Here is a 23,828-nt window from a genome sequence, read left to right on the forward strand (position 1 = left end):
TTTAAGGCTAAGCAATATTTTTGAAGAGAAGAGTTATGTTTGTAAATTCTAATGTCAATCCGTATCAGAATTTTGCAAATTATCCTTTTGCAAAGACTGGACACGCGGAAGAAAAAAAAGAAAATACCAATATTAAAAGTGATTTACTTGATATAAAAGGTTCTAATTTAGATTATGAAGTAAGCTATGCAAGCGAGTTTGGTTTTAGAATCAACGAGCAAGGTTTTTTTGAAAAAGATCTTAATAAAACGGCTGCTTTGCCTCTTGATTATGATATTAATATAAAAAGTATAAGAGAAATTTCAAAACAACTTATAAAACTTGATAAAAATTTAAACTATAACAAAATAGACTTACCAAGACTTTTAAACACTTATCATAATACACTAAAAACCATCAATCATGAATTTCAAAAAAATGATAATAATTTTTTAAGTAAAGCACAAATTTCAGAATTAAATCAAGGTTATAGCTATACTTATGAAGGAAAAATTTTAAAAGTTTATGAAAATGCCAAAAGTTTACAAAATGCAAAAGAAGTAAATAAAAATCTCAATACCTTAATGCTTGATAACAAAATAGGAGACTTTGCATTCAATGCGAGCATTGAAAACACGGCTAGCAATCCTATCATAAGACCTTATCTAAACCGACAAGGCGAAGTTTCTAAAAGTGGATTATTGCTTAATTATATTTATCATGATTTAAAAGAACAAAATAATCAAAAGGCCAATTTCTTTTTAACTCCTATTGAGTTAGATATGTCTTCTAATGTAAATTTTCAAAAACTCATGAGAGGTCAAATGAGCATGCAAGATTATCTAAGTGAAAGCAATAAAGAAAAAATGAGTTTTGATTTATATTTATATATCAATGGAGTAGATAAAAACAACACCACAGAAGATAAACTTTCAGTTTTCTTTCAACAATACATTAACTATCAACACAGTATCAACATGCAAGAATTTGCTAATTCAAGTTCTATTTATAGTCTTTATAGTGAGCAAATTAGCAAAGATTTTGAAGCTTTAAAAAAAGAGTTTAATCAAAATGATTCTAATATCGATCTTGAAAAAATTAATACTCAAAAAGAACTTTTAGATACTCAATTTTTAGAAAATCGCAAAAGACAAGCAAGCATTAATAAAATTTTACACTCATATTTAAATGCAATGGCTTAACTTGTGCTAAAATAATAAAAAATTTTACACAAGTTAAATCCATTTAGTTTAATGTTAAATTTAACATTTTAGTGTATATTAACAAAAAAGATAAAAATTATCCTAATTAAAGGAGTATAATTTGAAAGTATATTTAGATAACAATGCAACAACACAGCTCGCACCAGAAGCTTATGAGCTTATGAAACCTTTTTTAAAAGAACATTATGGCAATCCAAACAGTCTTCATCAATGGGGTAGTGCAACTCATCCTGCTTTAAAAGAAGCTATGGATAAACTTTATGCAGGACTTGGAGCAAGCGATTTAGATGATATCATTATCACTTCCTGTGCTACAGAAAGTATTAATTGGGTATTAAAAGGTGTGTATTTTGATAGAATTTTAAATAGCGATAGAAATGAAGTAATTATTTCTAGTGTAGAACATCCTGCAGTAGCAGCTAGTGCTATGTTTTTAAAATCTTTAGGAGTAAAAGTCATAGAACTTGGCGTTGATCATGAAGGTGTTTCTAGTGTAAAAGATTTAAAAGAAGCTATTTCAGATAAAACTGCGCTAGTAAGCATTATGTGGGCAAATAATGAAACTGGTATGATTTTTCCTATAGAAGAAATGGCTCAAATTGCTCATGAATATGGAGCATTATTTCATACTGATGCAACTCAAGCTGTTGGGAAAATCAAGGTTAATTTTGCAAAAGCTGGGGTTGATTTTGCTTCATTTTCTGCACATAAATTCCATGGTCCAAAAGGTGTAGGTGGACTTTATATTAAAAAAGATATAGAATTAACTCCGCTTTTACATGGTGGTGAGCATATGGGTGGTAGAAGAAGCGGAACTTTAAATGTGCCATATATTATAGCAATGGCAGAAGCTTTAAGAATTGCAAATACTATGCTTGATTTTGAAAACTCACACATTAGAAGATTAAGAGATAAATTAGAAGATTTAATTTTAGCTATGCCTGATACAAGTGTAGTTGGAGATAGATCAAGAAGGGTTCCTAATACCATCTTAGCAAGCATTAAAGGCGTAGAAGGCGAGGCTATGCTTTGGGATTTAAACAAAAATGGTATAGCAGCAAGCACCGGTTCAGCCTGTGCTAGCGAAGCACTTGAGAGTAATCCTATCATGGAGGCAATTGGTGCTGAAAATGATTTAGCTCATACTGCCCTAAGACTTTCTTTATCAAGATTTAACACAGAAGATGAAATTGATTATGCAGCAGAGCAAATAAAAAAAGCAACACAAAGACTTAGAGCAATCTCAAGTACTTATGCATATAAGCCTGAAAATATTTAAAGGATAAAAAATGGCAAAGAATAATTTAATTGGCGGATCAATTTGGGATGAGTATTCTCAAAAAGTACAAGATAGAATGAATAACCCTCAACATATGGGCGAATTCACACAAGAAGATGCACAAAAAGCAAATGCAAAACTTATTGTTGCAGATTTTGGAGCTGAAAGCTGTGGTGATGCAGTTAGACTTTATTGGTTGGTAGATGAAAAAACTGATAAAATCATTGATGCTAAATTTAAAAGTTTTGGCTGTGGTACAGCGATAGCAAGTAGTGATACTATGGTTGATCTTTGTATAGGTAAAACCGTAGATGAGGCTGTAAAAATTACAAATTTAGATGTTGAATTTGCTATGAGAGATAACCCTGAAACTCCTGCAGTTCCACCGCAAAAAATGCACTGCTCAGTTATGGCTTATGATGTTATCAAACAAGCTGCAGCGCATTATAAAGGTGTTAATCCTGAGGATTTTGAAGATCAAATCATAGTTTGTGAGTGTGCTAGGGTAAGCCTTGGAACTATCAAAGAAGTAATCAAACTAAATGATTTACATACAGTAGAAGAAATCACGCAATTTACTAAAGCAGGTGCTTTTTGTAAATCTTGTGTTAAGCCTGGAGGACATGAGAAAAAAGATTATTATCTTGTAGATATTTTAGCTGAAACTAGGGCTGAAATGGAAAGAGAAAAGCTAAAAGATCAAAGTAAAACAGATATTGCTTTTGATGATATGACCATGGTTAAACAACTAAAAGCAGTAGAGGCTGTTTTAGATAGCGATGTGCGTCCTATGCTACATGGAGACGGTGGAGATTTAGAAGTAATTGATATCCAAAAAAGTGACAATAAAAATATAGATATATATATACGTTATCTTGGAGCATGTAGCGGCTGTTCAAGTGGGAGTGGTGCAACCTTATATGCTATAGAAAATATCTTACAAGAAGAACTTAGTCCAAATATACGCGTTATACCTGTTTAAGCAGTTTTTCTGCTTAAACTTTAAATTTCAAGCCTTTTTATGTTAAAATAACACGTTAATAAAAATTTAAAAAGGCTATTTATGCAAAGACTTCAAACCTTTGTTAAAAGTGAAACTTTTCCTGGTGTTTTACTAATATTTTTTACCGTACTTGCACTCATTTTACAAAATAGTTCTTTAACGGATCAATATACTAACTTTTTAAATATTCCTTTTGGCTTTCAAGCTGGAAGTTTAGAAATTTTCAAACCTTTACTTTTATGGATTAATGATGGACTTATTGCAATCTTTTTCTTTGCCATAGGACTTGAATTAAAATATGAAGTAACAAGAGGGCAACTCAATAGTATAAAGGCTATGTCTTTACCTGTATTTGCTGCACTTGGCGGTATGATAGTGCCTGCTTTGATTTTTGCGTTTTTTAACTATAAGGATCATTTTGCTTTACAAGGCTGGGCTATACCAACGGCTACTGATGTAGCTTTTGCGGTTGGTATTTTAATGCTTTTAGGCAAAAGAGTACCTACTTCTTTAAAATTATTCTTACTTTCTTTAGCTATTTTTGATGATTTAGGCGCGATTATTGTAATTGCTTTATTTTATACAAGCGAACTTTCAGTTTTTGCTATGATTGCTGCTTTGGTGTGTATTCTAGCGCTTTATTTGCTAAATCACTTCCATGTTACCAAAAAATCTTTTTATATCATAATAGCTATAGTATTTTGGATAAGCATGTTAAAAAGTGGGGTGCATGCAACTTTGGCAGGTGTGATTACTGCTTTATTTATACCACTTCAAACAAAAAGCGGTGAGTCTTTTTTAAAAGAAATCGAACACGACTTAGCACCTTGGGTGAGTTATTTCATCTTGCCTATTTTTGCTTTTGCAAATGCGGGAGTTGATTTAAAAGATATGGATCCAAGCTTTATGTTTTCTTCGGTTAGCTTAGGTATTATTTTAGGATTATTTTTGGGAAAACAAATTGGAGTATTTTTATTTTCATATATTAGTATAAAACTAGGACTAGCAAAACTTCCACAAAATGTTAATTTCAAACAACTTTACGGGGTTTGTATACTCACAGGTATAGGTTTTACTATGAGCTTTTTTATAGATGGCCTAGCTTATCAAAATAGTGATATTTTTGCATATTCAGACAAACTTGCAATTTTAGTAGCTTCATTATTAAGCGCTATAGTTGGATATGTTTACCTAAAACTTATTTATAGTTTTAAAAAATGAAATTAAGAAGTTTCCAAAACTTTTTATCACTTGAAATTTTAGGAGGATTGTTGCTTTTATTAGCAACGATCTTTGCCTTGCTACTTAAAAATAGTCCTTATGGACAACACTATATGGATTTTTTAAGTGTAGAAATGGGTGTAAAAGTAGGTGCTTGGGAACTTTTTAAGCCTTCTTTATTGTGGATTAATGATGGTCTTATTGCAATCTTTTTCTTTGCCATAGGACTTGAATTAAAAAAAGAATTTGTTCAAGGAGAGTTTAAAACTCTTAGTAATATTACCCTACCCTTAATGGCTGCTATAGGCGGTATAGTTGCACCTGCTTTGATATTTTGCGCTATCAATTTTAACGATGCTTATGTTTTAAAAGGTTGGGCTATACCAACGGCAACTGATACTGCATTTGCTCTAGTTATACTTACAATGCTAAAACAACGCATACCAAGTTCTTTAAAAATATTCTTAGTATCTTTAGCGATTTTTGATGATGTAGGAGCTATTTTAATCATTGCTATTTTTTATACAGGAGAGCTTTCAACTTTAGCCTTTTTTGTTGCCTTTTGCTGTATTGTGGGTCTATTTTTACTTAATCGCTTGGGTAATGAAAGAAAATCATTTTATTATATACTTGGAGCATTACTTTGGCTTAGTGTATTAAAAAGTGGAGTGCATGCAACTTTAGCAGGTATTATCACAGCTTTATTTATACCTGTATATACAAAAAACAACCATGCTTTATTAGAAGAAATCGAGCATGGTTTAAAATTTTGGATAGCTTTTATAATACTACCACTTTTTGCTTTTGCCAATGCAGGGGTTGATCTTTCAAAAATTGAAGTACATATGCTATTTAGCGGTGTAAGTGTAGGGATTTTCTTAGGCTTGTTTGTTGGAAAACAACTAGGTGTATTTGGCTTTGCTTATATGGCAATTAAATTTAAACTTGCAAAACTACCAAAAGATGCTAATTTTAAACAACTCTATGGAGTTTGCATACTCACAGGTATAGGTTTTACCATGAGCTTTTTTATAGACGCCCTTGCCTATGAAGTAAGTGATATATTTAATTTTGTGGATAATTTTGCTATTTTACTAGCTTCCTTAGCTTCGGGTGTATTTGGCTATTTTTATCTGCGCTTTGTAAAATAATTAAGTTTTTTTTAAATTAAATAAGATATAATTTCATTTCTTATTTAATATTTGGCCCATTCGTCTAGCGGTTAGGACATCGCCCTTTCACGGCGGTAACACGAGTTCGAGTCTCGTATGGGTCACCACTTTTTAACTTCTAATTACAAAAATATCAAAAATAATAATTTTTCATAACTAAGCTTAATTTATAACCAATACATCAAATAAATATTCTAAAAGTAAAAAATATAAATAAATTTACCTACTGACAAGCTTGTAAGATTTTATGAAAATACTATGGATAATAAGGCTTATCCTTTAAGAGTTTATAAGATAGAATTTTAACTTTCTTTATTTTCTCCATCTTTAAAAGAAAATATAGGCAAACTTAAACCATAATATATAGCCAAAAGTCTTGCTATGGTTCCTACAATCAATGAAGCAAGAATTACCCACAACTCATCTACGCCTAAAATATACAATATATAATACAAAGCCCCTGTTAATATAGCAACACCCGCATAAATTTCTTTTTGAAATACAAGTGGTATCCTAGCACACAATATATCTCTTAATATCCCACCAAACACACCAGTAATCACAGCTGAACTCACAGCCACTATAAAACCATACCCCATTTGTATTGCAATTTGTGCGCCTAAAACACTAAAAACAACCAAACCTATAGCATCTAAAATCAAAAAAAGTTTTTCAAGCCTTATAACATATTTGGCAATTTTTGTTGTAATCATAGCTGCAACACAAATTAAAATCACATACTCAGGAGTTTTAATCCAAGTTAGCGGATGATGATCAAGTAAAATATCTCTAATAGAACCTCCGCCAATAGCTGTTACTAAAGCTATAAATATCACTCCAAAAAGATCCATTTTATGTCTTCCTGCAGCAATAGCTCCTGTCATTGCATCAACAGTAATTCCGATAATATAAAGTATAGTTAAAAGCATAATGAGTTTTCAAAAAGACCCTTGTTAAAACAAGGGTTAATTTTTACTTACGATATCAATGATATTTTGAGCTACTTTTTTAGCAATAGGATCAACAAATTCAGCAGGAGAGGTAAATCCTACACAAGAGCAGTTAATCTCACCTAAAACATATTTATCTTTACCATTTTCATCTGTATCTAAGATAAAATCAGCGGTCCAAATCAAAGGAATATCATAATTTCCAAGTTTTGAACGAATTTCAGGTAAGGTTGCTAAAAACCAATCAACCAATCCTTGCCAATCTTTTGGCTCATCATATCTGTATTTTGCACCTGAAAAAAGTGTAGCAGAGAATGCATCAGCACCTTCTGCAGGCTTTTTATGCACTACATAAATTGGAGTATGATAAAGCATTAAAATTCTAATTTCACCTTCTTTAATACGCGGTAAGAAAGTCATATCTACAAGCATACCATTATCACCTATAATGTATTGCTCACAAAAATCCATAAACTCACCAAGCTCTCTTTCTTCTGTGTGATTATCTTTTGCTTCTGTGCATTTGATTTTTGCATTTAATGGCACGCTCACAGCCCCTGCTGGTAGCTCATCTATCAATCTCACGCGCCAAATTCCCTCACCCGTTGAACCACGATTTTGTTTTAAAACCCTCTCACCCTTTGCTAAAGTTTTTGGAAAACTTTCTTTAAAAGTTTTGATATCATAATACGCATAAGTATCTTCAGGTACTAAAGCCGTTTTATTAAGCTTGGTAAGCGCATCTTTAGCGCCATATCCTATCATCGCATCAGGATGAGGCATACCTATAACACCATTTGCACAAAGTTTTCTAAGCATATCAAAATACTCGTTTTCTTCTTTTAAATTTCCAGGGTTGATTCTAGAAACATAAGCATCGGCATTGTTTTTTACATATTCATAAATTTCATCTTTTTTTTCTACTTCAAAAAAGATAACCTCAGCATTCCAACCTTGTTCTTTTAAGGCATTTACCATAGGCATAGTATCTTTTCTATGGCCATCTTCACCTTTATCGCTACCACCTCTAACTTCAAAAAACACAATATTTTTTTTCATATTTCTCCCTTTTTAAAGATATTTTATCATCATATCTAAATAAGTATTAAATTTTTATTTGTTTTTTCCATAAACTCGTTGTAAATTTTGCAAATTTGAGCTTGCATTTAAAAGCAAAGCATCAGCCATGCAAATTGCTACCATAGCATTTACCACAACACTGCCTCTTATACCCACACAAGGATCATGTCTGCCTTTTAACTCATGTATAACATTTTTTCCTTGAGTATTTTGCGTTTGTTGGGGTAAAAATATAGAAGGAGTTGGCTTAAAATATGTTTTTATATCGATAAAATCCCCATTAGAAATTCCGCCTAAGATCCCACCACTATGATTGCTTAAAAACACCCCATCTTTTAGTTCATCATTATTTTGACTTCCATACATATAACTACTTTGAAAACCACTTCCTATTTCTATAGCCTTAACCGCATTTACCCCCATAATCGCATGAGTAAGTTTAGAATCAAGCTTATCATACAAAGGCTCGCCTAAGCCTATGATAGGATTTTTTACTCTAGTAAAAACTCTAGCACCTATGCTGTTTTTAGCTTTTTTAGCTTTTAAAATTTCATCTTTAAAACTTTGCTCTAAATTTTTATCTAAAGCATAAACTTCACTATTTTTAGCACAATCAAAATCAAACTCATCATTGCTAAGTTTGCTATCAATACTTCCTACCCCAAAAACTCCACTCATTATCTCTATGTCAAATTCTTTTAAAAGCATTTGTGCCACAGCACCTGCTGCTACCCTTGCTACACTTTCTCTAGCACTAGCTCTTCCACCGCCTCTATAATCTCTAATGCCATATTTATGATAATAAGTAAAATCAGCATGTGCAGGACGAAATACATCTTTTTCATAATCTTTTGAGCGTGTATTTTCATTATACACCAAAACACTTATAGGAGTTCCTGTTGTATAACCCTCAAAAACCCCACTTAAAACTTGAGCTTTATCTCCTTCTTTTCTAGGAGTGCTAAATTTATTTTGACCTGGCTTTCTTTTATCTAGCATTTCTTGCAAAAAATCAAAATCAAATTTCACCCCTGCTGGCATACCATCTATCACACAACCTATAGCTTGACCATGAGATTCGCCAAAGCTTGTAAATTTAAATCTTACTCCAAAGCTATTCATAGTTTTCCTAATTTCTCAAGTGCGATTTTAGCACATTGTTGTTGGGCTTCTTTTTTACTACCTGCTATAGATCTTGCTACTTCTATGCTTTGAATTTTCACTGCGATTTCAAATTGCTTTTTATGATCAGGCCCAAAAGCCTTTACTACAACATACTCAGGTGTGCCTGCCATATTTGCTTGTGTAATTTCTTGAAGTCTTGTTTTATAGTCTTTAAACAAACTTTGTGTATCAATATGCGGATAAACTTCATTAAGCAAATTTAATGCTATATTTTTAGTTTTTTCAAAACCTATTTCTAAATACAAAGCCCCCATTAGTGCTTCAAAAGCATCAGAAAGTATGGAAGGTTTATTGCGTCCATCGTTATTTTCTTCTGCAATAGACATAAAAATACATGCTCCAAGATCAAGTTTTTGCGCTAAAGTTGCAAAAGATTTTTCATTCACCAAAGCTGCTCTAAGTTTAGAAAGATTTCCTTCTGAGTCTTTTTGAAATTTAAAAAACAAAAACTCCCCTACTACTAAATCCATTACAGCATCACCTAAAAACTCTAATCTTTCGTTATTATAAGGCTTTTTATAGCTTTTATGCGTCAAAGCTTCGATAAGCAATTGCTCATTTTTAAAATGATAATTTAATCTTTCTTGGAGTTTTTTAAGCATTTATTGACCTTTCTTCTTGGAGCTTTAAGGCTGCATTTCTTGCTAGCTCATCACAACGCTCATTTAATTCATGGCCATTGTGTGCTTTGATCCAAAAAGCAGTTATTTTATGATCTTTAGCTACATTTAAATACTCTTTCCAAAGATCAATATTTTTTTTACCCTTAAAATCTTTTTTTACCCAACCTTCAAGCCATTCATTAATACTTTGTACCATTAAATTTGAATCTGTGTATAACTTTACCTCACATGGTTCTTTTAAAGCTTTCAAAGCCTCTATAATAGCCATTAATTCCATACGGTTGTTTGTTGTATTCTCACACGCCCCACTTTGTTCTTTTTGATGATTTTTATAAGCTAAAACATAAGCCCACCCTCCAAAGCCAGGGTTATTTAAGCAAGAACCATCAGTATAAATTTCAATATTTTTCAAGCTTTTACCTCATAATAAATCTCGCATTTTCCAAATTCATAACAAAATGGACAATGATAAAAAAACAAAGGACTTTGATTTTTACAATTATTACACACATAAGTAAAGCTAAGATTTGCACTTAGCTTATTATCGTTTAAAATTTTTAAAATTTTTAGTTTATGATTTTTGATAGGAATAGCTTTTGTGCTTAAATTTTTTGCATAAAAAAACTCATGGTATTTTTCATCTTCAAGATTAAGCGGACTTTTGCATTCATTAAGCAAATCAATGACATTTTCAAATTGAGGCATTTGAGTAAGTTTATCTTTATAATGCAAAAAGCAAAGTCTTAAAATATATTCATTATCCTTGCTCAAAGCTAAAATTTCTTTTAGTTTTTGTTTTTGCTCTTTAGAACTTGCTTGAATTTTTAAAGCTTTTATCAAGGCTTTTTCTGCATATATATTTTCTCCTAGCTCAAACAAACACTCTAAAACATCTAAAACCTTGTCATAATCTTTGAGTTTTAAATAAACAATTTTTAAAAGTTTTAAGCTTTCTTTATTGCGTGCTTTAATTTTTAAGGCATTTAACAAAGCTTCTACACTACGCTCTAAAAATCCTGCTTTTAGATAAACTTGTGCTAGTGAAAAAAAGATAAATTCTTTTTGGCTTGCTTCATTTGCTTTTTGCAAAGCTATGAGATAAATCCCCACAGCTTTTTCAAATTCACCACTTTTGGTAAAAATTTGAGCTAAGAAATTTAAATTTTCTATGCTTAAATTGGCATTTTTTAAAATTTGTTGGTGTGTGGAATTAATTTCAAATTTTTTTACAAAACGATCAAGTTTGCTTTTTTGGTCTTTACTTGCAAAAATACGCCATATATAATGTGAGCTAGCTATGATAAAAACCAAAGCAGTCAAAACAATAAGACCAAATAAAGGATCGCGGTATTCTACAAAGAAAAAATCCATAACCTTACAACTTAATTTTCAAATTTATAACAATTATAGCTAAATGCTTATATAATTTTCTTTAAGGTTTAAAGATGATAGAACAAGCAAGTATAGAACAACTTTTACAAAAAACAGATATTGTTGATATCATAGCTCATTATGTTGAAGTAAAAAAACAAGGCTCAAGCTATGTTTGCGTTTGTCCTTTTCATGATGATAAAAATCCTAGTATGCATATTAATTCTATTAAAGGATTTTATCATTGTTTTGCATGCAAGGCTGGGGGTAATGTTTTTAAATTTGTAATGGATTATGAGAAATTAAACTTTGTTGAAGCGGTGGAAAAAGTTGCTTCATGGAGTAATTTTTCACTTACTTATACCTCGCAAAAACAAGATAATAAAAAATCCATCATTCATATCTTGCCTACTCTTAATGCTTTTTACAAACAAAACCTAGCTAAAAACAAAGAAGCTTTAGCTTATCTTTATAAAAGAGGCTTAAATGATGAGGATATTAGAACCTTTGAACTAGGCTTTGCGCCAAGTTCCAATGAAACACTAAGACTTTTACAAAATGAGCAAATCACTCAAGAAGAAGCTTTAGAGGTAGGTGCGATAAAACAAAATGAAAATGGCGCTTATGCAAGTTTTATCAACCGCATTACTTTTAGTATTTATGATCATAAAAATTTGCTTATAGGCTTTGGTGGTAGAACTTTAGATGAAACAAATATGGCAAAATATGTTAATTCTCCCCAAAGCAAACTTTTTGATAAATCACGCGTTTTTTATGCACTCAATTTAGCAAAAGATGCCATTTATAAACAAAAAGAAATGATAATTTGTGAGGGCTATATGGATGCTATAGCCTTTCATAAAGCAGGATTTAAAAATGCTGTAGCGGTTTTGGGAACAGCTTTGGGTGAAAATCACATACCTTTAATAAAAAGATTAGAAGCAAGAGTAATTTTGTGTTTTGACAATGATAATGCAGGACTTAATGCCGCTGTGCGTTCAGCACATTTGCTAAGTTTAGCAAAAATTGATGGAAAAGTAGTCTTAATAGAAGGTGGAAAAGATCCGGCTGAACTTGTAGCAAGCCATCAAGAAAAATTACTTTTTAATATTTTAGAAAAAGGTATAGAACTTGGAGAATTTTATATAAGAAGCTTGATTGCAAGTTGTGATTTAAACTCAGCACTTAGCAAACAAAAGGCTTTAGAAGAGGTACAAAAATACACTTTTAACCTTGAGCCTTTAATAGCAAATTCCTACACTACTTTAGTAGCAAATCTTTTGGGTGTAAATATTAATGATATTAAACTTTCTAAAAATACAAGAAAAATAAGCTTCATTAATCCTATAAAACAAAGTAAAATCAACAATATAAGCGAGTTAGAGCTTTTGAAATTTTTATATGAAAATAATGAAACCATAGGGCTTTTTAAGCTTTTAAGCACAAAAGAATATTTTTTACACCAAGATATTACTAAAGCTATTTTAGAACAAAAAAACTTTGAAGATCCTAGTATAAGAGAGCTTTATGAATTTGAAAATATCAAAAACTTAAGCAATTTAGAAGAATTTTTATATGCTATTTGCAAGATCAACCTTGCATATTTTAATAAATTAAAAAGTTTAAATTTAAAACAAGCCTTTAAAAAACAAATTTATAATTTACTCAATCAAAATTTAGAAAAAATCAAAAAAAGCTATCAAAATGATGAAGTTTTTTTTAATCACTTGATAGAAGTTTTAAAAAGCGTGCATTTTTTAGATGATGAGAAAAGCTTGGAATTATTTTTAAATAGATTACAAAAAAATATCAAAGATAAAAAAGCAATTCATTATAACTTTGAAGAAGAAGTTTTTTAAATAAAAACTTGCACAAAAATTAAAAAATATTCATTACAATATGCCAAAAATTTCGAAAGGAAAAAATGAAAGCATTAGCACTTTTTAGTGGTGGGCTTGATTCTATGCTTGCTATAAAACTCATAAGCTCTCAAGGTATAGAAGTAAAAGCTTTAAATATCAATATAGGCTTTGGTAGCACAAGCGATAAAAGCGAACTCATGGCAAAGCGCGCTGCCATGGCAGGAGCTAGTTTTGAGATGATAGATGTAAGAAATGCATATTTGCAAGAAGTTTTATTTAACCCTCAATATGGATATGGAAAACATTTTAACCCTTGTATAGATTGTCATGCTTTTATGTTTAAAACTGCTCTTTCTATGTTAAAAGATGAAAATGCAAGTTTTATCATCACAGGGGAAGTAGTTGGTCAACGCCCAATGAGTCAAAGAAATGATGCTATGGCCAAGGTTAAAAAACTAGCTCTTGATGAAGAAGATTTAATCTTGCGTCCAATGTGTGCTAAAAATTTACCTCTAACCAAACCTGAGCGTGAAGGTTGGGTTGATAGAGAAAAGTTAGAAAACATAAGTGGAAGAAGTAGAAAAAGACAACTTGAACTAGCTGCCAAATTTGGTTTTGAAGATTTTGAAAGTCCAGGTGGTGGATGTTTGCTCACACTTGAGAGTTTTTCAAATAAAATCAAAGATTTCATTAAATTTGATAAAAATATGCAAGTTAATGATGCTCAACTTTTAAAATACGGACGCCACTTAAGACTTCCAAATGGCTCTAAAATGATAGTGGGTAGAAATGAGCTAGAAAATCAATTTTTAAAAGAATTAAAAACTCAAAAATATGAAGAATTAAAACTTTTTGATTTAATAGGTGCTTATTCTTTGGTGGATGAAAACATCAATCCACAAGATCTTGAACTTGCTCTAAGCATAGCACTAACTTATGCTAAAACTCAAAATAATACAAAATACAAAATAGGCTTTAAAGATAAAATTTTCCAAAGCATGGCTTTTGAAGATAAAAATAAAATTCAAGAATATTTTATAAATTAAACTACCCTTTAAAGGGTAGTTTTTTAGAATTTCTTTCTTCTAACCTCTGCTACAATATCAGCTGACATAGAATCAACTTCATTAGCTACAGAATTAGTCGCATGAGCAATTTGTGAGTTTTCTTTAGTTAAACCATCAATTACTGAAACAGATTGATTAATTTGCGAAATTCCTAAAGCTTGCTCCTTAATACTCTCACCCATTTCATTAATAGATTGAACTAAGATATTAGTATTAGCTTCAATCTCACCTAAAGACTTTTGAGTTCTTTCTGCTAGATTTCTAACTTCATCAGCAACAACAGCAAAGCCACGTCCATGTTCACCAGCACGTGCTGCTTCAATAGCTGCATTTAATGCAAGTAGGTTAATTTGATCAGCAATATCTCTAATAACATCGGTTACATCTTTAATATCACTACTTTGCTTAATAACCTCTTCAGTTCTTGCTGCTACTGCATTCATAGAAGCGCTCATCTCTTCAACTGCAGCGGCACTTTCTTGTAAAGAATCAGCTTGTTTTTGCGCACCATCATTAAGTTTTAAAACACTCTCTTTTAAAGCATCAGCTTTAGTTTGAAGCATTTCACCTTGACTTAATGAAGCTTGAAGCATTTTTCTAATCTCTGCGCCTACTGCATTAAGTGATTTTTCTATCTCACCTTCTGCATTTTCAAGCTTATCGGAAAAATCAAGATTTTTAAAACTTGCAAAAACTCTTTCTATTTCATTTAAATCCCTACCTATTTTTAATTCCATATCCTCAAGCATTTTGTTTAATACTTCTTTTAATTCTACAAGTTTTGGATTTACAGGATTTGCCTCTATTCTTTGAGTGAAATATCCTTTTTCTATTTCACAAGAAACTTCTAAAATATTTTGCACAGTAATGTCATCTTTTTCCAAGCAAGTTTGAATATACTGAACATTATCATTAATCACACCAGCCATTTTGCCTATTTCATCATTATATCTAGGTTTTAAAACTTCTACTGTTGCAACCTCATGATTTAGGTATCTAAAAAATTTCATTAAATGACTTTGAAGTCTTTGTACTCTAACAGAAACAATTCTTTTTACAGAAATACTGATTGCAATCACGATAAAAATAACCGCTATAACAGAACTTACCAAGATGATATTTCTAAGATCTACGATTGGTGCATACACAGATTCATTAGGCACAACAGCCAACATAGCCCAATGAATTCCAGTATTTGGCCACACTTCAAATACCCTTATAGCTCCATGATATTCACTGCCATCATCTGCTATATAATCAATAGCTCCTGCATGGATAGTTTTTTGAGCTTCTATCACATGAGCTGCATTTTTATTAACATCCGTAATTTTCTTAGTAACAAAATCTGCATTTGGATGTGTAGCTATGACACCGTTGCTTGCTATTAAAATCCTTCTTGCTCCTTGATAAATTGATCTTGATGGATCATTTAAAAAATCTGCAATAGGTTTAAGATCATAAAGCATACCAACAACACCTATTGCCTTGCCTTCTTTATTTACAATAGGTGCAGCTACATTAAGTCCTAAAAATTTATTACCTTGGATGTTATACCATCTTGGTTCACCAAAATAAAGCTTATCACCACCCATTAAATTTTTAATAGCTTGTGTTGAAGCTATTTCTTCACTCGCTGCTATAGTTTGCATACCGCCAGCATTGTTTGCGTCATTATCTTTCATCAAAACCATAAATTCATTATTATTTGTAAAGTATTTTGTATCAACACCTAAATTTTTATATACAGAACCATCTTGCAAATAATAATAACCATAAGATACATCATGGTTTGCATCAATAGCTTCCCCTAGAATATTTTCTATCCTTTTTGGGTTTATAGCACCTTCTGAAATAAGATTGTTTAATGTTCTTTGAGTACCAATAGCACTTACAAATAAAGACTTGATACTTGCTTCAGCTTGATTTCCATAGCGATGTACAGAAGCTGTAAGTGTATTTTCTATCTGCGTGTTTAAAATAGCAGTAGATCTGTTAATAATAAGCAAAGACAAAGCACTCAAAATTAAAATAACAGTAATAATTGCCACGAAGACAATTTTTGCACCAAGACTCCAATTTCGCATTTTCTCTCCTTAGATATTAAGTGGTAAAATATTCTTGTTATTATAAATAATTTTTATTAAAAAAATATAAAAAATTATTTTATTTTTATTTATTTTATAAGAATTATAATTACTTTTATTTTTTATCGCTTAAAATACTATAAAATAGGGGGGGGGTAATGGATTTTTAGTTAGTATTTTTTACTATTTATATTTAAAATATATTAAAAGTTACAAAATCACTTTGTCCATTTTCGCTAATAATATTAAGAGTATATTTACCTTTTTTTAAATTTAAGGCCAAAGATTCTTCCTTACCTTCGAAAATTAGCTCTTGATTTAAATACCAAAAAAGCTTTTCTTTTCTAGGATTTGTAAGCTTTATTAATAATTTTTGTGAACCTTTTAAATCTTTTGGTAAAATGATATTAAGATTATTTAATGGATAAATAATTTTTAAATTTTGATTATAATTTTGCAAATTTTGCCTTTCTTTTGCAAAAAACGCTTGTGCATTAGAAGGTAAATTTAATATAATCTTTTTCTTTGTATGGATGAAATTTTCATCTAAAGAATCAACTTCTTTGTTTTTATACATAAAAACTTCTTTTAAAAATGGTGAAGTCCTTAAAACATTTGCACTTTGTGGGTAAAGTACCTCTTTAAAATCAAATTTATAATCATATCTATACCCTGTTTGATTTTCTATCTTTATAGCAACCAAATCACTAGGTTTTTCAAATTCTAAATTAACTCCCTCAAGTAAAGCTAAAAGCTCAAAAAACAATTCTCCTGCTATACTCACACCATATAAATTTGCATTTGCTTCGCCATTAAAATTTCCAACCCATACTCCTAAAGTGTATTTTGGAGAAGTTCCTATAGCCCAGGCATCTTTTCTACCATAACTTGTACCTGTTTTCCAAGAGATGATAGTATTAAAATCATATTGTCTTAAACCTACTCTATCTAAATCCTTTAAGGTTTGTAAGGTTAAAAAGCTTGCTCCATCACTAATAAGTTTTTTATCTTTTTTAACAAATGTATTTTCTTCATACAAAAGCTCTTTAAAATTTCCATAATTTCCAAGTCCCAGATAAATTTTTACCATATCTTCTAAACTCAATTCTTTTGTACCTAAAATCAAAGAAAGTCCGTATTTTTTAAAATTTTCATCTTCAAAATCTAAAATATCTTTGAGTTTATAAAAAAACTTCTCATACCCATATTCTGCAAGCAAGCTTACAAAAGGGATATTAAGTGATTTTTGCAAAGATTCTTTTGCGCTAACAAAACCATGGTATTTTTTATTTGCATTTTGTGGAGCAAAATTAGAAAAATATGTAGGCACATCAAGCATTAAAGATTCAGGTACTATAAACCCCTCATCTATGGCAAAAGCAAAAAGCAAAGGTTTTAAGGTTGAACCCACACTACGCTTTGCAATAACTCCATCAACTTGACCAAAACTTGAAAAATCATAAAAATCATTAGAACCTACATAAGCTAAAACTTTATTTGTTTTGGTATCTGCTAATAATATAGCTAAATTTTTTATACCCTTTTGCTCTAATTTATAAGAATATTCCTTAGCTTTTTCTTCAAATTTGATTTGAATTTTTTTATCTATACTAGAAATGATTTTTTCTTTATCCGCTAAAAGCCTACGTGCTAAATGCGGAGCTAAGTTTTTTCTTGCTTTAAAACTAGGAAGTTTTTCAGCCTTTGCAAGAGTTAAGATATCTTTAGAAAAATATCCCTTTTCAAAAAGCCTATCAAGCAAGGCATTGCGTTTTTTTAAAAGCTTATCTTTGTTTTTTTCAAGATTAATCAAACCTGGATTATTAGGAAGCACAGCAAGCAAGGCTGCTTCACTCCAAGTAAGATCTTTTAAATCTTTTTCAAAATAAAACAAACCCGCACTTGCAACACCTACTAAATTTCCTCCATAAGGGGCATTGTTTAAATAAAGCTTTAGAATTTCATCTTTTTCATAAGCACTTTCTAAAGCAAAAGCTTTGATGATTTCGTTAAATTTATTAAAATATGTACGTTTATTTTGCTCTAGAAGTTTGATTGTTTGCATAGAAATTGTACTTGCACCACTTCTTTTGCTTGAAAAAAGATTATTTTTAAAAGCTCTTATAAGCGCTAAAAAATCTACTCCATAATGAGAATAAAAATTTTTATCTTCATATAAAAGAACTGCACTTTTTAATTTTTGCGGTATAAACTCACTCTCTAAATGCCATTGTTCGTTAGAATCTAAAAATACACTAAGAATTTCTTTGTTTTTATCAAGCAAAACCTTGCTATAAGTGCCTTTAAATAAATCCTTGCTATCAAAACTAAAATAAACTAAGCCTATGTAAAAACATAGGCTTAAAAAGCATATTGCAAGGCTTATTTTGATTTTCACTGCACTACTTTGACTCTTTTACTCTCACTTAAAGCTTTATAAGCATTATCATACATTGCTTCAGCATAAGCTCCACTCAAAGTATAAACACCTGGAGTAACAGCACTTAATTTCACAAAAAATTCTCTTGATTCATCAGAATATAAAGGAAAGAAATACATGATTTTATCATCTCTTATATCGACAAAATCATAATAAGAATTTTTCACAAAATCAGGAGTTTCATCATCTAAAAGATCATGCACTATCTCCCATCCACTTGGTAAAATTTGAGTTAAAGCTATATTAGAAGCGCCTGGATAATTTTTATTTGATATTTTTAATTTCATATAAAAAATTTGAGAACTTTTTATAGCACTTTCATCTATTTCATTTCCATTTTCATCATAAAAACTTCTTTCTATATACATACGCTGCGCAAAAGGCTCGGCAATACCTTTTTTAATACCCTCTACTCCAAAATGTACATAAGTATCTTCTTTAGCTTCTATCAAAGCGCTGCCTTGATTAAATTCAAATTTAGAAAAAGTTGTATTGAGCTTTTTATCCTCACCATTAATTTTTACTCTTGCATTGATAGTTTTAGAGTTTTCATCACTAAAACTATTTGCCAAAGCATATAAAGCATAACCTGTGCTTTGAGTACTAAGCCAAGCTTGGCTTTCTAAAGTTTTTTTAATATCATCTAATAATTCATCATTATCTTTACCATAGATTATTTTATACGCATTTGCAATAATAGCTTCATCTCTTAGAAAAGATCCATAGGTGTGAGTATAATTAGCTTTTTCATCAGGCTTTGTGCTTAAATTTTTAGCTATATTTAAAGCTACCTCATCAAAACCTGCTAATTTATAAGCTGCGCTAAGTTGCCAAAGACTTACATTATTTAGGCTTTGCAAATAAGCACTATCTTCATAAATAGCATTCATTATGCTTAAATTTGGCTCTTTGGCTAAGGCCAGAAGATATAAAGAATTTATTCTTATTTCTTTATTTGTTTGAGCTTTTAAAACATAGCGTTTTTGATAATCAAGCCATGCTTTAAACATACCCTCACTCACATAATAGCCTCTTTCTTTAGCCAAAATCATAAACATACCCGCATAATTACTTCCCCAAGCATCAGAATCTTTAAGTCCTTGCCAATAAGCAAAACCACCATTAGCGGTTTGAAAATTTGCGTATTTACTTAACAATGCATTGATATTGTTAATATTTTTTTGCTCACTTGCTCCTTGATCAAGTTTTTGTAAAAAAAGTTGTGGTAAAACTGCTGAAGTACTTTGCTCTATACATCCATAAGGATAATTTTGCAAGTATTTTAATCTATGATTTATATTTAAAATAGGCTTAGAACTCACACTTAAAAATGCCACTGGATTAATATAATCTTGTGTGATTTTAAATTCCATAGAAGTATTTGCAGGAATTTTAAAAGATTTACCCTCATAAGTAATGGTATTTAGCGCTTTTATATCAATTTGCGTATTTTGAGCATAGGTGTAATCTTTTGCATTTAAACTTAACTCTATTTCTTCCACTCCAAGCTTGTTTGAATTTACTTTTGCATTAACATAAATATCTTTTGTTTTTTCATTACCAAAATCAATTAAAATTTCATCGTTTTCAAAATTTATGAGTGAATTTTTTGTTTTTAGTTTAAGTTTTGCATTTTTTACATCATCATCTACTTTAAATACTTGCACCAAAAGCTTAAACTCATCATCAAGCCTTAAAGCCCTTGGCAAAGTTTCAAGCATTACAGCAGGTGCGCTAACTTGGATATCTTTAGAAGCACTGCCAAAACCTGCTAAGTTGTTTGCCACTACCATAACCCTAACCGAACCTAAGTATGATGGCATATTAAATTTTAATTTTGCATAACCATTTTCATCACTTTGTACTGGCTCTTGAAACAACACAACAGGCTTAAAGCGTCTTGCTTTTTCATCATTTTTGCTTTTATTTGCTCTACTTTCTAAGAAAACATCACCACCCGTAGTTAATACCTTAGAAGCATTAGAAATATTTTTAGCAATGATTTTATCATAGGTATCATATATGCTCATATTAAAGCGAATTTTTTGATAAAAATATTCCCAAATATCTGGGGTTTTAAAAGCATTCACATCAAGCAAGCCCTCATCTACAATAGCTACAGTATAAGTATAACTTTGCTTGTTTTTACTTTGAATTTCTACTTCAAAATCTTGTTTTGGCATGATTTTATCCGGTACTTTTAAATCAAGTTCAATTTTACTTTGCTCATCTACTACATTTAAAGGCACCACACCAAAAAGTCTTAAGGCTCTATCATTGGTATATTGATCATAATCTTGAAGTAAAATCACGCTCACATAAACATTTGGCATATATTCTTTAAGAATAGGAATTTCAACCTTTGTAATATCTTCATGCGTATCTATCACAAAGCGTTTTAAAACCTTTGCATTATCATTTAAAGTAACAACGGCTTTTGCGCCCTTAACACTTTCAAATTCTACAAAAGCTGTTTCATTTGGCTTGTATTCTTTTTTATCACTTTTTATTTTTAAAGAACTCACTATATCAGCATTACTTGGCGCACCAAAACTACTAATATAAAAAAACTCTCCTGTGCTTGTTTTACTTTGTACATCTTCAAGCTCTATGAACATTTCACCATGATATTCTTTTGGATCAAATTCTATTTTAACCGGTTTATCCTTACTTAAAATACTTCCTTGAGTAATGATTTGTGTGTTTTTATCTTTTTTGAGTGATTTTAAAAAATCATCATAATTATCATAATCCCACCACCAAGAATAATCATTTGCATAAATAGTATATTTAATTTCCCTATTTGCTATCAAATTCTCATCTAAATCACTTACAATGGCTTCAAAATTGATAATAGAACCTGAGCTTAAATAGTGATTTTTTAAACGCTTAATACCTACAAAATACTCATGCAATATTACTTGTGAATTTACAAGTGCTTCAACCGATCTTGAACCTTTTTCAAAAACTCTAGCCCTTATACTAGCTTCTAAATTATATGGGGTATTTTTTAAAAAGTCATTTAAAGTAAATTCTTGCTTTGTAAAGCCATTTTTATCTAACATACCTTTTAAATTATCTTGATATTTTTGTACTAAAACACTAGGATTTGAAAAAATATATTCTGGGTATTTTGAATTTTTATATTCTTTTTTACTCACAAATAAATCAGCTTGATATTGCAAATTACTCGCTGGTGTTCCAAAAAGATATTTTGAGCTAATATTAAAATCTAATTTTTCATTTTCTTTTATACTTTTTGGAGCTTGCATGGATACTTTTATACGATTTGGCACTATATTTTGCACTAAAATTTCTTTATCAAAAACCATATTTGCAAATTCTACTCTAGCTAAATACACTCCACTTAAAGCTTGTTGATCGAGTGAAATCTTTTTATAAAAAGTTCCATTACTTAAAGGTTCAAGCTTGATTTTATCCAAAAGCTTTTTATTGCGTGGGTCAAAAAAACTTAAAAATATAGGATGATTAACAACTCCTTTATCATTTCTTGCAACCATAGTTAAATGGATATCATCACCTGGTCTATAAACCCCTCTTTCTGTGTAAATAAATACTTTATTTTGAGAAGTTAAATCAAAACCATCTACATCAAAACCATCATACAATAAAGGCGAACTTAAACGTAAAATAGAAGCTTGTTTATCTTTTGAAGCAATGATAAATAAAGCTTTTGATTCATCAATATCATCAAAAACAGCCAAACCATTATCATCACTCATTTTAGAAGCTAAAACTTGATTACTTTTGCTAATAACATCAACCTTGATCCCATCTAAAGCCTTTTGCGTGGTAAAATCTCTCACATCTACAAAAAGCTTTTTATTTAAATTTTGAGCAATCAAAGCTATATCTGAAAAAATTAAGTTCTTGCTTACTTTTGCTTTTTGGTTAAAAAATCTATATTTTTTCCAACTCTCCATTCCCTCATCAAAAACATAATCAACATCCTCTTCTTTAAAATAAAGCTTGACTATAAACACGCCACTTAAATCTTTCAAACCATCTAATACGATCTCATTTTCTTGCCATTGATTTTTGGTATTTTTTATATCAAAGTCTTTTTTTAACACTATTTCACTAGTATAATCACTCTCTGAAAAAATATCACTATCATAATCGCTTAAATTTTTAGCACCTTGAAGATTTTTATATCTTAAATATTCACTTAAGTTATTTGAAAATACTTGATAAACTTCCAAACGAACCTTTTTAATATTCATACTCTTAAAAGCTATTTTTTTACTCGCCTTGCTAGATAAAAACACTCCTTGATTTGTAAAACTTATAGCAGGCTCATAGTCTTTTAAACTTACTTGAGTTTTGTAATTTTCTTTTGTACTAATTCCATCAGCACTTTTAATCCCTTGAGCAAGTTGAATTTCATAAGTTTTATTTGGGGAAAAATTACCTGTAAGCTTGATTTTATTTCCAAAAGCTAATGCTTTAAAATCTACTTCTGGGGTAATAAAAATCAATTCTTTTAAATTCTGATCTTGTGAAATATTTTGAGAAAAAAGCAATTCTATGTTTTTATTAACTATATTTGCATTTTGAAAAACAAATTCGCTCTTTGCAAGCAAAATATACTCTAAATCTATATTTTTCTCTAAACCTAAAATTTCTTTATCAAAAACTACTTTTACATTAGTATTAGTATTTTTGATACTTAGTGCTTTAGAATATATACTTGCTATATCACCTTGGATAATGATTTTATCTATTTGAATTTCTTTTTCTTGTGCAGTAATTTTAATAGCTTTTAACAATTCATCTTTATTAAGAGTATAAAAACTTTGAATATTTAAAATTAATACACTCTCATCATTTGAAATATTTTGAAAATATCCTTTAATATCTAGTTTTTCAAAAGGAGTTTGGACTTTTAATTGCACTTTTTCATTTGCTAAAATATCATTTAAGTTTATAAAAATATCATATGCTTGATTTGCTTTTAAAGCTGTAAAAATATTTAATCTTGTGGGTGTTTCAAGCTCATATTTTACTTTTGTATTTTGATTATTAACAATAATTTCTCTTTCTTTTATAACGCCTATTTCTTGATTAATAATATTAGTATTAAACTCTATAAAAATACTTTGCGTGTTTTCATTAAAACCATAAGCTCTTATAGCAGAGCTTTTATCTTCATTTTTAGAACAAGCAAACAATAAACTTGCAAGCAAAAATGCAAAAAAACAATGTAAAAACCCTCTCATAAATACCTCATTTTAGTAAATTTTTCAAATTATATCTAAATTCACTCTT

The 23,828-nt window shown here is 30.1% G+C and carries 15 protein-coding genes, 1 tRNA gene and 2 pseudogenes; 8 read left to right on the forward strand and 10 right to left on the reverse strand.

Annotation, left to right across the window (positions count from 1 at the left end):
• The first annotated feature begins 35 nt into the window (after positions 1–35).
• The 6 genes from L8T90_RS05970 (at position 36) to L8T90_RS05995 (ending at position 5,984) form a co-directional block, all read left to right on the forward strand.
• Complete coding sequence (locus L8T90_RS05970; protein WP_263737009.1) at positions 36–1,181, forward strand: hypothetical protein; 1,146 nt, start codon at positions 36–38, stop codon at positions 1,179–1,181.
• 121 nt (positions 1,182–1,302) lie between these two features.
• The gene (locus tag L8T90_RS05975) at positions 1,303–2,481 is read left to right on the forward strand and encodes a NifS family cysteine desulfurase (RefSeq protein WP_115646283.1); all 1,179 of its coding nucleotides are present in this window, start codon (positions 1,303–1,305) and stop codon (positions 2,479–2,481) included.
• Positions 2,482–2,491: 10 nt separating this feature from the next.
• Complete coding sequence (locus tag L8T90_RS05980; protein WP_087685319.1) at positions 2,492–3,463, forward strand: iron-sulfur cluster assembly scaffold protein; 972 nt, start codon at positions 2,492–2,494, stop codon at positions 3,461–3,463.
• A gap of 81 nt (positions 3,464–3,544) precedes the next feature.
• A complete protein-coding gene (gene nhaA / locus L8T90_RS05985) occupies positions 3,545–4,705 on the forward strand; it encodes a Na+/H+ antiporter NhaA (protein WP_263736984.1) in 1,161 nt (386 codons plus the stop codon).
• A complete protein-coding gene (gene nhaA / locus L8T90_RS05990; RefSeq protein ID WP_263736985.1) occupies positions 4,702–5,856 on the forward strand; it encodes a Na+/H+ antiporter NhaA in 1,155 nt (384 codons plus the stop codon). Before nhaA (L8T90_RS05985) ends, nhaA (L8T90_RS05990) begins: the two co-directional genes overlap by 4 nt.
• 53 nt (positions 5,857–5,909) lie before the next feature.
• A tRNA-Glu gene (locus tag L8T90_RS05995) sits at positions 5,910–5,984 on the forward strand.
• 195 nt (positions 5,985–6,179) lie between these two features.
• Here L8T90_RS05995 and L8T90_RS06000 read toward each other — a convergent pair.
• From L8T90_RS06000 to L8T90_RS06025, 6 genes are read right to left on the reverse strand one after another with little or no spacing between them, the layout of a single operon-like run.
• Positions 6,180–6,806 carry a trimeric intracellular cation channel family protein gene (locus tag L8T90_RS06000; RefSeq protein ID WP_039629140.1) on the reverse strand — a complete coding sequence of 209 codons (627 nt, stop codon included), beginning with the start codon at positions 6,804–6,806 and terminating at the stop codon, positions 6,180–6,182.
• A gap of 36 nt (positions 6,807–6,842) precedes the next feature.
• Positions 6,843–7,886, reverse strand: coding sequence for a Cj0069 family protein (locus L8T90_RS06005; protein ID WP_263736986.1), 1,044 nt, complete (start codon positions 7,884–7,886; stop codon positions 6,843–6,845).
• 54 nt (positions 7,887–7,940) lie between these two features.
• Positions 7,941–9,029 (reverse strand): chorismate synthase, encoded by a 1,089-nt coding sequence (aroC, locus tag L8T90_RS06010; protein ID WP_263736987.1) that lies wholly within the window; start codon positions 9,027–9,029, stop codon positions 7,941–7,943.
• Positions 9,026–9,694: a ribonuclease III gene (rnc, locus tag L8T90_RS06015; RefSeq protein ID WP_263736988.1), complete on the reverse strand. Its 669-nt coding sequence runs from the start codon at positions 9,692–9,694 to the stop codon at positions 9,026–9,028. Before rnc ends, aroC begins: the two co-directional genes overlap by 4 nt.
• On the reverse strand, positions 9,687–10,127 hold the full coding sequence (gene rnhA, locus L8T90_RS06020; protein WP_263736989.1) for a ribonuclease HI: 441 nt from the start codon (positions 10,125–10,127) through the stop codon (positions 9,687–9,689). The genes rnc and rnhA overlap by 8 nt, the downstream gene beginning before the upstream one ends.
• On the reverse strand, positions 10,124–11,086 hold the full coding sequence (locus L8T90_RS06025) for a hypothetical protein (protein ID WP_263736990.1): 963 nt from the start codon (positions 11,084–11,086) through the stop codon (positions 10,124–10,126). The genes rnhA and L8T90_RS06025 overlap by 4 nt, the downstream gene beginning before the upstream one ends.
• A 74-nt stretch (positions 11,087–11,160) precedes the next feature.
• On the opposite strand from L8T90_RS06025, the gene dnaG reads away from it, so the two are divergent.
• Together dnaG and L8T90_RS06035 are read left to right on the forward strand one after the other, a co-directional pair.
• On the forward strand, positions 11,161–12,945 hold the full coding sequence (dnaG, locus tag L8T90_RS06030; protein WP_263736991.1) for a DNA primase: 1,785 nt from the start codon (positions 11,161–11,163) through the stop codon (positions 12,943–12,945).
• A 65-nt stretch (positions 12,946–13,010) separates the two neighbouring features.
• Positions 13,011–13,994 (forward strand): MnmA/TRMU family protein, encoded by a 984-nt coding sequence (locus L8T90_RS06035; RefSeq protein ID WP_133319009.1) that lies wholly within the window; start codon positions 13,011–13,013, stop codon positions 13,992–13,994.
• 23 nt (positions 13,995–14,017) lie between these two features.
• Here the strand turns inward: L8T90_RS06035 and L8T90_RS07930 are convergent.
• From L8T90_RS07930 to L8T90_RS06050, 4 genes and pseudogenes are all read right to left on the reverse strand, one after another.
• Positions 14,018–14,398, reverse strand: a pseudogene (locus tag L8T90_RS07930) (methyl-accepting chemotaxis protein); the annotation flags it as partial.
• Positions 14,399–15,466: 1,068 nt separating this feature from the next.
• Positions 15,467–16,099: pseudogene (locus L8T90_RS07935) on the reverse strand (PDC sensor domain-containing protein); the annotation flags it as partial.
• Positions 16,100–16,292: 193 nt separating this feature from the next.
• The gene (gene pbpC, locus L8T90_RS06045; protein WP_263736993.1) at positions 16,293–18,497 is read right to left on the reverse strand and encodes a penicillin-binding protein 1C; all 2,205 of its coding nucleotides are present in this window, start codon (positions 18,495–18,497) and stop codon (positions 16,293–16,295) included.
• Entirely contained in the window at positions 18,494–23,779 is a 5,286-nt protein-coding gene (locus L8T90_RS06050; protein ID WP_263736994.1) for an MG2 domain-containing protein, read from the reverse strand. Before L8T90_RS06050 ends, pbpC begins: the two co-directional genes overlap by 4 nt.
• Positions 23,780–23,828 lie beyond the last annotated feature (49 nt).

It is taken from the genome of Campylobacter sp. RKI_CA19_01121 (assembly GCF_025771295.1).
In the GTDB taxonomy this organism is placed as follows: domain Bacteria; phylum Campylobacterota; class Campylobacteria; order Campylobacterales; family Campylobacteraceae; genus Campylobacter_D.

What these genes read in the sequence shown, in the direction of transcription:
- L8T90_RS05970 (WP_263737009.1), top strand. Translation starts at nt 36, where the DNA reads ATGTTTGTAAATTCTAATGTCAATCCGTATCAGAATTTTGCAAATTAT.
- L8T90_RS06005 (WP_263736986.1), bottom strand. Translation starts at nt 7,886, where the DNA reads ATGAAAAAAAATATTGTGTTTTTTGAAGTTAGAGGTGGTAGCGATAAA.
- nhaA (WP_263736985.1), top strand. Translation starts at nt 4,702, where the DNA reads ATGAAATTAAGAAGTTTCCAAAACTTTTTATCACTTGAAATTTTAGGA.
- L8T90_RS06050 (WP_263736994.1), bottom strand. Translation starts at nt 23,779, where the DNA reads ATGAGAGGGTTTTTACATTGTTTTTTTGCATTTTTGCTTGCAAGTTTA.
- L8T90_RS05980 (WP_087685319.1), top strand. Translation starts at nt 2,492, where the DNA reads ATGGCAAAGAATAATTTAATTGGCGGATCAATTTGGGATGAGTATTCT.
- aroC (WP_263736987.1), bottom strand. Translation starts at nt 9,029, where the DNA reads ATGAATAGCTTTGGAGTAAGATTTAAATTTACAAGCTTTGGCGAATCT.
- rnc (WP_263736988.1), bottom strand. Translation starts at nt 9,694, where the DNA reads ATGCTTAAAAAACTCCAAGAAAGATTAAATTATCATTTTAAAAATGAG.
- dnaG (WP_263736991.1), top strand. Translation starts at nt 11,161, where the DNA reads ATGATAGAACAAGCAAGTATAGAACAACTTTTACAAAAAACAGATATT.
- nhaA (WP_263736984.1), top strand. Translation starts at nt 3,545, where the DNA reads ATGCAAAGACTTCAAACCTTTGTTAAAAGTGAAACTTTTCCTGGTGTT.
- L8T90_RS06035 (WP_133319009.1), top strand. Translation starts at nt 13,011, where the DNA reads ATGAAAGCATTAGCACTTTTTAGTGGTGGGCTTGATTCTATGCTTGCT.
- L8T90_RS06000 (WP_039629140.1), bottom strand. Translation starts at nt 6,806, where the DNA reads ATGCTTTTAACTATACTTTATATTATCGGAATTACTGTTGATGCAATG.
- L8T90_RS06025 (WP_263736990.1), bottom strand. Translation starts at nt 11,086, where the DNA reads ATGGATTTTTTCTTTGTAGAATACCGCGATCCTTTATTTGGTCTTATT.